Here is a 10,942-nt window from a genome sequence, read left to right as displayed (position 1 = left end):
CAGTTCTACCGGGGCTCCGCTCTTCATGTCCGGCCAAACCCTCACCTACAGGCCCCTGGACAACACCGCGAGACCCGTTAACTTCACGGCCTTGGTACTAGCGCGGGCGAGCGGTCCTGTGTGAGCGGGCGCCCGCCCGGCGCCGATCCGGCTCACTCGATCGGCGCCATGGCCTCACGGCGGTGCGGGGCCTGCTCACCCGGTGAGCCGGTCCCAGAAGCCGATCAGGGCGGCGGCCGTGGCCTTCGGCCGGTCCGTGTTGGGGGAGTGTTCGGCGGCGGCGACGACGGTGCGGTGTGCGCGGAGGCGTTCGGCCATGTCGTCGAGGAGCGGGATCGGCCAGGTGTCGTCGCGCTCGCCGGACAGGACGTGCGTGGGCAGGTCCAGGGCGGCCAGCTCGTCGACACGGTCGGGCTCCGAGCAGAGCTGCCGGCCGGTGGCGATGAGCTGGGCCGGGCTGTGGGCGAGCCAGCGGCGGTGCAGGTCGGCGCTGTCGTCCAGGCCCTCGTCGAGGCCGCCGGTCTCGGTCTCCTCCGGCGGTTCCATCGCCTGGATGGCGTCCCACACCTGCTCCATGCCCATGACGGCCAGCGCGTCCCGCAACAGCTTGACGCGCTGCTGCTGGCTCTCCGAGATCTGGGCCGGGCCGGAGGCCATCAGGGTGAGGGAGGCGAAGGGTGAGGGGTCCTGGAGGACGGCGGCGCGGGAGATCTGACCGCCGAGGGAGTGGCCGACGAGGTGCAGGGGGGCACCGTCGTCGACTGCACGCGCCTGGGCGAGCAGATCCCTCGCCAGTTCGTCCTGCGCGTACGGCGACTCGTCGTCCCTGGGACCCTCGCTCTCGTACTGGCCTCGTCCGTCCACGGCCACGGAGCGGTACCCGGCCTCCGCCAACGGTTCGTGCAGGGCGATGAAGTCCTCCTTGCTGCCCGTGAACCCCGGTACGAGGAGCACGGTGCCCTTCACCGGGGTGCCCGCCTCGATCACGGCGAACTCACCGCGAGAGGTGCGCAGCCGGTGGGCGCGGGCACCGGGGGGCGGGGTGAAGGTGGGAGGACGGCTCATGAGGCGAGGGTATCCGCAGACCGGCCACGCCATTCACACAGGCGAGCGACCGCCCACAGCCCGGGGCTGCCGTCGGCCCGGCCAGGTGCTGAGGGACTGATGCGGTTCCGTCCCCACCCGCCCCCGAACCCCACCAACCGACCCCCAGCAGTCGGGGTCGGTCGAAGGGGCGCCGGCCCCTGGGGAAGGGACGGGTAGGGGCGGCGGGGGCGTGGAAACCCGGAACGGCGGAGGCCCGGACCCCGATAGGGGACCGGGCCTCCGGCTCGCTGTCCAGGCTCAGCCGTCCGTCGGCTCCACGACAGCCGCGGCCTTCCGTACCCGCCGACGCGGCGCCGGCGTCTCACCGGTGCCCTCGACCGACACAGCCGCAGCCTTACGCGTGCGACGCGGCTTGGTGGCCTGCTCCTCCGTCGGCTGCGCGGGAACCGACACCTCGACCACGGTCTCCGCGGCCTTGCGGGTCCGGCGGCGCGGCTTGGGTGCGGCCTCCTCGGCCACGGCCTCGGTCGTGTCGACCGGGGCTTCGGCGGCCTTGCGCGTGGTCCGGCGGCGGGTCTTGGGCGCGGTGTCCTCGGCGGTGGCCGTCGTGTCCTCGCCGGTGGCCTCGACGGCCGCTGCGGTCTTGCGGGTCCGGCGGCGGGGCTTGGCGGTGGCCTCGTCGGTGGCGGGCGTGCCTTCGGCCGTGTCGAGCGCGGCCTCGGCGGTGGGAGCCTCCGTGGTCTCCGCGGTCTCCGCGGCCTTGCGGGTCCGGCGGCGCGGCTTGGGTGCGGCCTCCTCGGCCACGGCCTCGGTCGTGTCGACCGGGGCTTCGGCGGCCTTGCGCGTGGTCCGGCGGCGGGTCTTGGGCGCGGTGTCCTCGGCGGTGGCCGCCGTGTCCTCGCCGGTGGCCTCGACGGCCGCTGCGGTCTTGCGGGTCCGGCGGCGGGGCTTGGCGGTGGCCTCGTCGGTGGCGGGCGTGCCTTCGGCCGTGTCGAGCGCGGCCTCGGCGGTGGGAGCCTCCGCGGTCTCCGCGGTCTCCGCGGCCTTCCGGGTGCGGCGCCGCGGCTTGGCTGCGGCCTCCTCGGCCACCGTGCCCTCGACGGTGTCGACCGCCATCTCGGCGGCCGTAGCCTCGGCCGGTTCCGTCGACGCCGTCTTCCGGGTGCGGCGACGGCGCGGCTTCGTCTCGTCGGCGGCAGGCGAGGCCCCCGCCGGGTCCGCGACGCCCTCGACCGTGCCCAGCGGGGCGTCCACGGCGTCCACGGAGGCCAGGGCCTTCTCGGCACCCGCCGACTCCGCCACGGGCGTCACCGTCTCCGCCGCCGGCGTCACGCCGCCGCGGGTGCGGCGACGGCGACGAGGCGTGCGGGGGCCGGCGTCGGGCTCGGCGGCGGTGCCGGGGCCGTCCGTGGGCCGCGTCGGCTCGGTGACCGCGGTCGCCTCGGGGGACGCCGTGTCGACGGCGGCGCCACCGCGCGTCCGGCGGCGACGGCGCGGCGTACGCTCCGGGCGCTCGCGTTCGGTGGACGACGCGGGTCCGGAGGAGCGGCTGCCGCGCCCGCGGGCACCGCGACCACCCGGCTCACCGAGGTCTTCCAGCTCCTCGGCGTCCAGGCCGGCCCGGGTGCGCTCCGAGCGCGGGAGGACCCCCTTCGTGCCCGCCGGGATGCTCAGCTCCTCGAAGAGGTGCGGGGACGTGGAGTACGTCTCCGGCGGGTCGTTGAAGTTCAGCTCCAGCGCCTTGTTGATCAGCTGCCAGCGCGGGATGTCGTCCCAGTCGACGAGCGTGATCGCGATGCCCTTGGCGCCCGCGCGGCCCGTGCGGCCGATGCGGTGCAGATATGTCTTCTCGTCCTCGGGGGACTGGTAGTTGATGACGTGGGTGACGCCCTCGACGTCGATGCCGCGTGCGGCGACGTCGGTGCAGACGAGGACGTCGACCTTGCCGTTGCGGAAGGCGCGCAGCGCCTGTTCGCGGGCGCCCTGGCCGAGGTCGCCGTGGACCGCGCCGGCGGCGAAGCCGCGCTGCTTCAGCTGGTCGGCGAGGTCGGCGGCCGTGCGCTTGGTGCGGCAGAAGACCATGGCCAGTCCCCGGCCCTCGGCCTGCAGTATGCGCGCGACCATCTCCGGCTTGTCCATGTTGTGCGCGCGGTAGATGTGCTGCGAGGTGTTCCGGACCGTCGCGCCCTCGTCGTCCGGGGCCGTGGCGCGGATGTGCGTCGGCTGCGACATGTAGCGGCGGGCCAGCCCGATGACCGCGCCGGGCATGGTCGCCGAGAACAGCATCGTCTGCCGCCTCGCCGGAAGCATGTTGATGATCTTCTCGACGTCGGGCAGGAAGCCCAGGTCGAGCATCTCGTCGGCCTCGTCGAGGACCAGGCACTTGACGTGCTTGAGGTTCAGCTTCTTCTGGCCGGCCAGGTCGAGGAGTCGTCCGGGGGTGCCGATGACGACGTCGACGCCCTTCTTCAGGGCCTCGACCTGGGGCTCGTAGGCGCGTCCGCCGTAGATCGCGGTGACCCGGACGTTGCGCACCTTGCCGGCCGTCAGCAGGTCGTTGGTGACCTGGGTGCACAGCTCGCGGGTGGGGACGACGACGAGCGCCTGCGGGGCGTCGGGGAGGTCCTCGGGCTTGGCGCGGCCGGCCTCGACGTCGGCGGGGACCGTGACACGCTCCAGGAGCGGGAGGCCGAAGCCGAGCGTCTTGCCGGTGCCGGTCTTGGCCTGGCCGATGACATCGGTGCCGGAGAGGGCGACCGGGAGCGTCATCTCCTGGATGGGGAAGGGAGTGATGATGCCGACGGCTTCCAGGGCCTCGGCCGTCTCGGGAAGGATTCCGAGATCTCGAAAAGTCGTAGTCAGGGTGCTGCCTCTTCTGTGTACGCGGTGTGGCGCGAGCGCGGGGGTCGTGTCGTCTGACCGTGCCTGAGGGACATCGGCCGCCCTCACGGGCTGGCCGTGTGGCACGGGACCACTGCCGACGCTCTAGCGCTCATACCGCTGAGGGGTTCCCTCCGGACGCCGTACGCGAAGTGCCGTACGGAACAGGAGGGCTGTCGGGTCGGAGCCGATCGGGCCACCGACCGGGCATCCTCATGCGTGCGGCCTGTCGAGAGACGGTCGAGATACCGCGGTGGTACGTCGACGTACTCAGCAGGCGCATTACCACCATACCCCGGAATCGCGCACATGCGATGGCCGATTTGGTCACGTAGTCGTCGTCACACCGAACGACCGGGCCCTTCCGCCCTGCGCAGAGCGGGCTATTGTGCGCTTCATGACCACGTCTGACAAGCCTGAGAACGCCGCCGGTACCGCTGAGACGGCCGAGACCGCCGAGGTCACCGGCATCGCCGCCCAGGACTGGGCCCAAGCCTCGGCCGACCCCCAGTACCGCGCCGCGGTCGTGGATCTGCTCGGAGCGCTGGCGTACGGGGAACTCGCGGCGTTCGAACGGCTCGCGGAGGACGCGAAGCTGGCGCCGACGCTCGTCGACAAGGCGGAGCTGGCGAAGATGGCCGCCGCCGAGTTCCACCACTTCGAGAGGCTGCGGGACCGGCTCACGGAGGTCGGCGAGGAGCCGACGCACGCCATGGAGCCGTTCGTGGACGCGCTCGACGGCTTCCACAAGCAGACGGCCCCCTCGGACTGGCTGGAGGGGCTGGTCAAGGCGTACGTCGGCGACTCGATCGCCAGCGACTTCTACCGGGAGGTGGCGGCGCACCTCGACTCCGACACGCGCGGGCTGGTGCTCGCCGTCCTGGACGACACCGGGCACGCCGGGTTCGCGGTGGAGAAGGTGCGGGCGGCGATCGACGAGGACCCGCGGGTGGGCGGGCGGCTCGCGCTCTGGGCGCGGCGGCTGATGGGCGAAGCGCTGTCGCAGTCCCAGCGGGTCGTGGCCGACCGGGACGCCCTGTCGACGATGCTCGTGGGCGGTGTGGCCGACGGCTTCGACCTGGCGGAGGTGGGGCGGATGTTCTCCCGGATCACCGAGGCGCACACGAAGCGGATGGCCGCGCTGGGCCTGGCCGCGTGAGCGACTGATCGCCCGCTTGGCGCTCGGCCACACGTGGGCGGCCGAGCGCCGGGTACATGGCCGGCCGCCGTGCGGGACGGTTGGCCGTGGCACGGGGACGGCGGGTCGCCGCATGAGCGGCTAATCGCCGGGTGACGCGGTGTCGGGTCCTTGGGTGGCCGTGTGGCCGTCATGGCCGGTCGCGCCCGCGCGGTGGAGCCCCGGAAGGCCCGGCCGGTCGCGCCCGCGCGGTGGAGCCGTCCCGGCCCCGCAGCCCCTCGGGGGTCTGGGGCTCAGGCGGGCGCCGAGCTGCGTCGAAGACGCTCCGTCGGCCGCAGCAGAAGCGAGAGCGACGCCGCGGCGACGATCGCGGCACCGGCGAGGAGCACCAGGTAGTTCGTGGCGCCCAGGGCGGTGTGGGTGAGGAAGGCGCCGAAGAGGGCGCCGGCCACGCCGGTCGGCAGCACGAGCGTGCGAGGCGGCAGGCGGTGCGCCAGGCGGTACACGGCGGCACAGGCGAGGGCGAGTCCGACGAGTGCGGATCCGAGCGCTTCCAAGAACATGATCGAGTTCCCTCCCGCACGGTCTGGCCTGGGCAAATCGGTCGTAGCCGGTACTACCCGCGAGCCATGGAACGCAACCCTCCTCCGCGGAGCGGTTATGGCCTCTCGTACGCGCTACGGGCCAGGGGAGCCAGGAGGAGCGCGCATACGGACGCATACGGAGGGGCCCGGTGGTGTCACACCACCGGGCCCCTCCGTATGCCTCGTGTGCCCCTCGGCTACAGCGCGCTGAAGCCGACCTTGCGGACGGTCGGCTCGCCGATGTCGATGTACGCGAGACGGTCGGCCGGGATCAGCACCTTGCGGCCGTGCTCGTCCGTGAGGCTCAGCAGCGCCGACTTGCCGGTCAGCGCCTCGGACACGGCACGCTCGACCTCCTCGGCACTCTGACCGCTCTCCAGAACGATCTCGCGGGGTGCGTGCTGCACGCCGATCTTGACCTCCACGGCTATGTCCCTCCGACGGTCAGTGAAGTGCGCGGGCGTCCGCGCCGTACCCAGCACACATTAGCCCGGTGAGGGGACGTCCACCCTCCGCTCGAGAACGCCAGGAGCGAACAGGGTGCGGGAACAAAACCCCGGACCAGGGGTGGGCCGAACACCGGTCCGGGGCCGCGGGACGACGGTCAGTGGTGCTCGGTGCCGTGCAGCGGGAAGCCCGCGATACCGCGCCAGGCCAGCGACGCCAGCAGCTGGACCGCCTGCTCGCGGGGGACGCTGCGGTCGCTGTGCAGCCAGGACCGCGCCACGACCTGGGCGAGACCGCCCAGACCCGAGGCGAGGAGCATCGACTCCGCGCGCGACAGACCGGTGTCCTCGGCGATGACGTCGCAGATGGCCTCGGCGCACTCGTTCGTGACCTTGTCGACGCGCTCGCGCACCGCGGGCTCGTTCGTCAGGTCCGACTCGAAGACCAACCGGAAGGCGCCGCCCTCGTCCTCGACGTACGCGAAGTACGCGTCCATCGTGGCCCGTACGCGCTGCTTGTTGTCGGTCGTCGACGCGAGCGCGCCCCGCACCGCCTGGATGAGGGACTCGCAGTGCTGGTCCAGCAGGGCCAGGTAGAGGTCGAGCTTGCCGGGGAAGTGCTGGTAGAGGACCGGCTTGCTGACACCGGCGCGCTCGGCGATGTCGTCCATCGCTGCCGCGTGGTAGCCCTGGGCCACGAAGACTTCCTGGGCGGCGCCCAGCAGCTGGTTGCGTCGGGCTCGGCGCGGAAGGCGTGTGCCCCGCGGGCGTGCCGCCTCTGTCTGCTCGATGGCTGTCACGCCGCCTCCCAAAATCGTCCATTTGCGGTGTGCGCCGCGCCGCCATCGTACTTTTCGGTAACCCTGGTGCGCGCGGTGCGAGCGCAGAATTTCACGGACCGGACGCCTGGGAAAGTGCCGCGGACCACGTCAAACGGGGGCAGGGTGGACAGAAGGAAGCCCTTTCCGCTCACCGCTCGTCGTCACACGCGTCACCGGCGGTCGTCCTGGCGACGGACGGGGGCCGGCGGGCATGCCTGCATGGTCCGGGCGCCGGGCGGGTCCCGGCGGAGTCCCGGGCCTACCGGTAGTCGTCCTCGTCGAGATCGACCACGCGGGCCTGTTCGGCCAGGTCGGCCACGTTGGCGGCGTCCGGATCGACGTCGGTCAGCGGGTCGTCCCTGTCGGGGGTGACATACGTGTGCTGCTCGGCGGCATCGGCCTCGGGGGCCTCGACGTCGTCGATCTCCACGGAATCGGCCTCCTCGTCCGCGAATGTCTCGGGATCGGTGGGGTCAACGGCCATCGTGGTCTCCCCTTCCTGCTACTGCCTCGGTGCTGCCGGAAACGTCCTTGAAGCGGCAGGGGCCACGTATGGGTGTGCTCGCTGCCTACGAGCCTAGGAGACAGGTGAACGTGGCGCTATGCGGTCCGGCGGTGACGGGGACGATTGTCCGCCGCACCCGCGGGGCGGTGGCCCGGCCGTGACCGCGCGGTCGCGCTCCGCTTCGTTGTGCCGTGGTCGCGGGGACCACGCCGTGCTCCGGTACCCCGACGTGCACTGCTTGATCTGTGACGGCGAACACATGAACCACTGCGTGATCGTCTCGTAACATTGCCGCATGCCTTCGACCGAACTGCCGTCCCTGCTGACCGCCACCGCGTCGCCGAAGGCGAGTTCCGTGCGTGTGGCCCCCGGGGAGCGGATCAGGTCGGTGAGACTGCCGGGGATCACCCTGGCGGTGCGGTCGAGAACACCGGACCGCGACGACCTGCCGCCCGCCCTGTATGTGCACGGCCTGGGCGGCTCCTCGCAGAACTGGTCGGCGCTGATGCCGCTGCTCGACGGGTCGGTGGCCAGCGAGGCCGTCGACCTGCCCGGTTTCGGCGACTCGCCGCCGCCGGACGACGGCAACTACTCGATCACGGCACACGCGCGAGCCGTCATCCGTTACCTGGACGCGTCCGGGCGCGGCCCGGTGCACCTGTTCGGCAACTCCCTCGGCGGCGCGGTCACCACCCGTGTGGCGGCCCTGCGCCCCGATCTCGTACGCACGCTGACCCTGGTCTCGCCCGCGCTGCCCGAACTGCGCGTGCAGCGCACCGCGGTGCCCACCGGGATGCTCGCGGTCCCCGGTGTGGCGGCGCTCTTCACCCGCTTCACCAGGGGCTGGACCGCCGAGCAGCGTGTCCGGGGTGTCATGGCGCTCTGCTACGGCGACCCCGGCCGCGTCACGGAGGAAGGCTTCCGCAACGCGGTGGAGGAGATGGAGCGGCGCCTCCAACTCCCCTACATGTGGGACGCGATGACGAGATCCGCCCGTGGCATCGTCGACGCGTACACCCTGGGCGGACAGCACTCGCTGTGGCGCCAGGCCGAGCGTGTCCTCGCTCCCACGCTCCTCGTCTACGGCCGCCGCGACCAGCTCGTCGGCTACCGCATGGCCCAGCGCGCCGCCCGCGCCTTCCGCGACTCGCGCCTCGTGTCCCTGCCGGACGCCGGGCACGTGGCCATGATGGAGTACCCGGAGACGGTTGCCGCGGCATTTCGCGACCTGCTGGCCGATACGGCCGGGAGGGGACCCGGCGGTGTGGGAAGCTCGGAGCGACATGGCTCCGCAGCGCGGCGTTCGGGCGCACGGGGCTCAGCGATGCCGGCCTCGGACCGGGTGGAGGCGGAGCGGGTGAACGGGGAGCTTGTGAACGGGAAGCCGGCGAACGGCGAACCCGTGAGGGGTGAGTCCCTGAACGGTGAGCCCGCGAAGGGGAGACTGGTGGACGCGGTCGGTTCGGCCGCGGCCGACGGTGACGATTCCGCCGGGGGCGGAGCCGCACCGGGCGCCCCCGCAGTGGGGAGCTGAGGCGCGGCGTGGGACGGCACAGCCGCAAGGGGCGGGCGCCGAAGGGCGACGCGAGTGAAGGACCATCGGCGGCCCCAGGGGGCCCGCCGGAAGCAGGTGACCGGGGAGGGCTGCTCCGTGGTCGCCCACCGGCCCCACCCCGTTCGCCGGACGGCACGCCGGGTCGCGGCGCCCCTCCCGGATACGAAGGGGATCCGGGGCCGGGAGCGCGACGTCATCCTGACGGCGCGCCCGCGCGGGGGTTTCCACGCCTCCCGGACGGCACGCCCGCGCACGGTTTTCCCTTCGTTCCCGACGGCACGCCGGCGCACGGGTTTCCGCGCTTCCCCGATGGCACGCCCGCGCACGGATTTCCGCGTCTGCCGGACGGCGGTTTGGGGCAGGGGGCGCAGGAGGCGCCTCGTCTCCCGGACGGTACTTCCGCGCACGGATCTCCCCGTCCTCCCGGCGGCGCCCCTGGCCGGGGCGGCTTCCCGCAGAGCCGTGGGGGGCATCCCGAGCAGCATGAAGCGGGCGGTGGCTGGGGCCGGTTGGGCGGTGCTGGACGACCACGGACGGGTGCCGGGGGCGCGAGCGGGGCTCCTTCGGGGGCCCCGTACGGCGCGACGGGCGGCCCTGCCTACGGTGTGTCGCGCGGCGGGCTCGGCGGACCTCCGCACGGTGCGGCCGGCCAGGGTCCGGGCCCGCGCATCCCCATCCCCCGGCAGCGGCAGGAGGCCGTGCCGCCACCGGCCGCCGGTCCGCGGCAGGCCTATCTGGACGCCTTCGGCGAGGTCGACGACGTCTTCGCGCCCGGCAGGAGTCACCGCGGCGCGCCGCATGCCGACGCCGGCGGCGATGCCGAGGCCGGCGTACGGAACGAGCAGGTTCTCGACGAGAAGCCGCCGACCGGTGACCTGGCCGAGGGCGAGGACACGGGCAGGAGCGGCAAGGGGCGGGCGTTCGCGGGGATCGCGGCCGCCGCCGTCACCACCGTCCTCGCGGTCATCGCCGGCGGGCAGGTCGCAGGCGGCCAGGACGACACGGCCCCCCGGACGCAGGCCGCGGACGCCGGCGACCGCGCCGTACGGGACACCTCGCGCAGCGACGACCGGCCCACGCCGACCAGCGCGCCGAACGTGAACGCGACCCCGCTCTCGTACGACGAGAAGATGGGCAGGAAGTACGAACTGGCCGCGGACCTCGAGGGCAACGGCACGTTCAAGGCCGTCATGGGCTTCGACAAGGCCCCGGGGACCGGTCGGAAGTACCGCTACCGGGTCGATGTCGAAGAAGGGCTCGGCCTCGACGCCGAACTGTTCGCGGAGGCCGTGCAGAAGACACTGAACGACGACCGGAGTTGGGCGCACAACGGCGGCCGTACCTTCGAACGGATCTCGTCGGGTGAGCCCGACTTCGTCATCACGCTGGCCAGTCCGGGCACCACCGCCGTGTGGTGCGCCAAGTCGGGGCTCGACACGACCGTGGACAACGTTTCGTGCGACTCGGCCGCCACCGAGCGCGTGATGATCAACGCCTATCGCTGGGCCCAGGGTTCGAAGACCTACGGCGACCGTATCCACGCGTACCGGCAGATGCTGATCAACCACGAGATCGGACACCGTCTCGGCTACAGCCATGTGACCTGCGACAAGGACGGCGACCTCGCACCGGTCATGCAGCAGCAGAGCAAGTTCCTCTCGTATGACGGCATCACGTGCAAGGCCAATCCCTGGGCGTTCCCGGAGAGTTGAGCCCCGGCTCGGTGGTCGCGGTGCATCGACTGCGTGACGGCGGCGGGGGTGCTCCACCACCCGACGCGACGTAGTCACGCTTAGCGCGACGAAACGTCTCCCGCTGGGGAAAGTTACGACCCTTCACCCCTTTTGGTGGTGGGGGGGGCCAACCGCCCGCGCCCCCCCCCCCGGGGCGCCCAACGTGGGGCCCCCGGCGGGCGGCCGGGGGGGGGGTGCGGGCCCGCCTCGACCGACCCGGCCCCCCCCCCCCG

At 72.8% G+C, this 10,942-nt stretch carries 9 protein-coding genes; 3 read left to right on the top strand and 6 right to left on the bottom strand.

Translation table 11 applies throughout. The features are described from left to right. Nucleotides 1-195: 195 nt before the first annotated feature. Both AC067N_RS38735 and AC067N_RS38730 read right to left on the bottom strand, forming a co-directional pair. On the bottom strand, nucleotides 196-1,065 hold the full coding sequence (locus AC067N_RS38735; protein ID WP_478683654.1) for an alpha/beta fold hydrolase: 870 nt from the start codon (nucleotides 1,063-1,065) through the stop codon (nucleotides 196-198). 279 nt (nucleotides 1,066-1,344) lie between these two features. Continuing rightward, the gene (locus AC067N_RS38730) at nucleotides 1,345-3,816 is read right to left on the bottom strand and encodes a DEAD/DEAH box helicase (RefSeq protein WP_478683653.1); all 2,472 of its coding nucleotides are present in this window, start codon (nucleotides 3,814-3,816) and stop codon (nucleotides 1,345-1,347) included. A 499-nt stretch (nucleotides 3,817-4,315) separates the two neighbouring features. Between AC067N_RS38730 and AC067N_RS38725 the strand changes: the two genes are divergently transcribed. Then, nucleotides 4,316-5,086, top strand: a complete 771-nt coding sequence (locus AC067N_RS38725) for a ferritin-like fold-containing protein (RefSeq protein WP_478683652.1) — start codon at nucleotides 4,316-4,318, stop codon at nucleotides 5,084-5,086. 272 nt (nucleotides 5,087-5,358) lie between these two features. On the opposite strand, the gene AC067N_RS38720 is transcribed toward AC067N_RS38725, so the two are convergent. From AC067N_RS38720 to AC067N_RS38705, 4 genes are all read right to left on the bottom strand, one after another. Next, complete coding sequence (locus tag AC067N_RS38720) at nucleotides 5,359-5,628, bottom strand: hypothetical protein (protein WP_478683651.1); 270 nt, start codon at nucleotides 5,626-5,628, stop codon at nucleotides 5,359-5,361. 218 nt (nucleotides 5,629-5,846) lie between these two features. Then, a complete protein-coding gene (locus AC067N_RS38715; protein ID WP_201452661.1) occupies nucleotides 5,847-6,074 on the bottom strand; it encodes a DUF3107 domain-containing protein in 228 nt (75 codons plus the stop codon). A 179-nt stretch (nucleotides 6,075-6,253) separates the two neighbouring features. Beyond that, nucleotides 6,254-6,895, bottom strand: coding sequence for a TetR/AcrR family transcriptional regulator (locus AC067N_RS38710; protein WP_468103961.1), 642 nt, complete (start codon nucleotides 6,893-6,895; stop codon nucleotides 6,254-6,256). A gap of 280 nt (nucleotides 6,896-7,175) precedes the next feature. Continuing rightward, nucleotides 7,176-7,400: a hypothetical protein gene (locus AC067N_RS38705; protein ID WP_478683650.1), complete on the bottom strand. Its 225-nt coding sequence runs from the start codon at nucleotides 7,398-7,400 to the stop codon at nucleotides 7,176-7,178. A 316-nt stretch (nucleotides 7,401-7,716) separates the two neighbouring features. Between AC067N_RS38705 and AC067N_RS38700 the strand changes: the two genes are divergently transcribed. Then, entirely contained in the window at nucleotides 7,717-8,955 is a 1,239-nt protein-coding gene (locus AC067N_RS38700; RefSeq protein ID WP_478683649.1) for an alpha/beta fold hydrolase, read from the top strand. 719 nt (nucleotides 8,956-9,674) lie between these two features. Continuing rightward, the gene (locus AC067N_RS38695) at nucleotides 9,675-10,688 is read left to right on the top strand and encodes a DUF3152 domain-containing protein (protein ID WP_478683648.1); all 1,014 of its coding nucleotides are present in this window, start codon (nucleotides 9,675-9,677) and stop codon (nucleotides 10,686-10,688) included. Nucleotides 10,689-10,942 lie beyond the last annotated feature (254 nt).

It is taken from the genome of Streptomyces sp. NPDC042364 (assembly GCF_056437585.1).
Note: the sequence above shows the minus strand (reverse complement) of the source record. Positions and strands in the feature narration are given on the sequence as shown.

Excerpts from the sequence above, each read along its gene's own strand:
- AC067N_RS38735 (WP_478683654.1), bottom strand. The coding sequence starts at position 1,065 with ATGAGCCGTCCTCCCACCTTCACCCCGCCCCCCGGTGCCCGCGCCCAC.
- AC067N_RS38720 (WP_478683651.1), bottom strand. The coding sequence starts at position 5,628 with ATGTTCTTGGAAGCGCTCGGATCCGCACTCGTCGGACTCGCCCTCGCC.
- AC067N_RS38700 (WP_478683649.1), top strand. The coding sequence starts at position 7,717 with ATGCCTTCGACCGAACTGCCGTCCCTGCTGACCGCCACCGCGTCGCCG.
- AC067N_RS38705 (WP_478683650.1), bottom strand. The coding sequence starts at position 7,400 with ATGGCCGTTGACCCCACCGATCCCGAGACATTCGCGGACGAGGAGGCC.
- AC067N_RS38730 (WP_478683653.1), bottom strand. The coding sequence starts at position 3,816 with ATGACGCTCCCGGTCGCCCTCTCCGGCACCGATGTCATCGGCCAGGCC.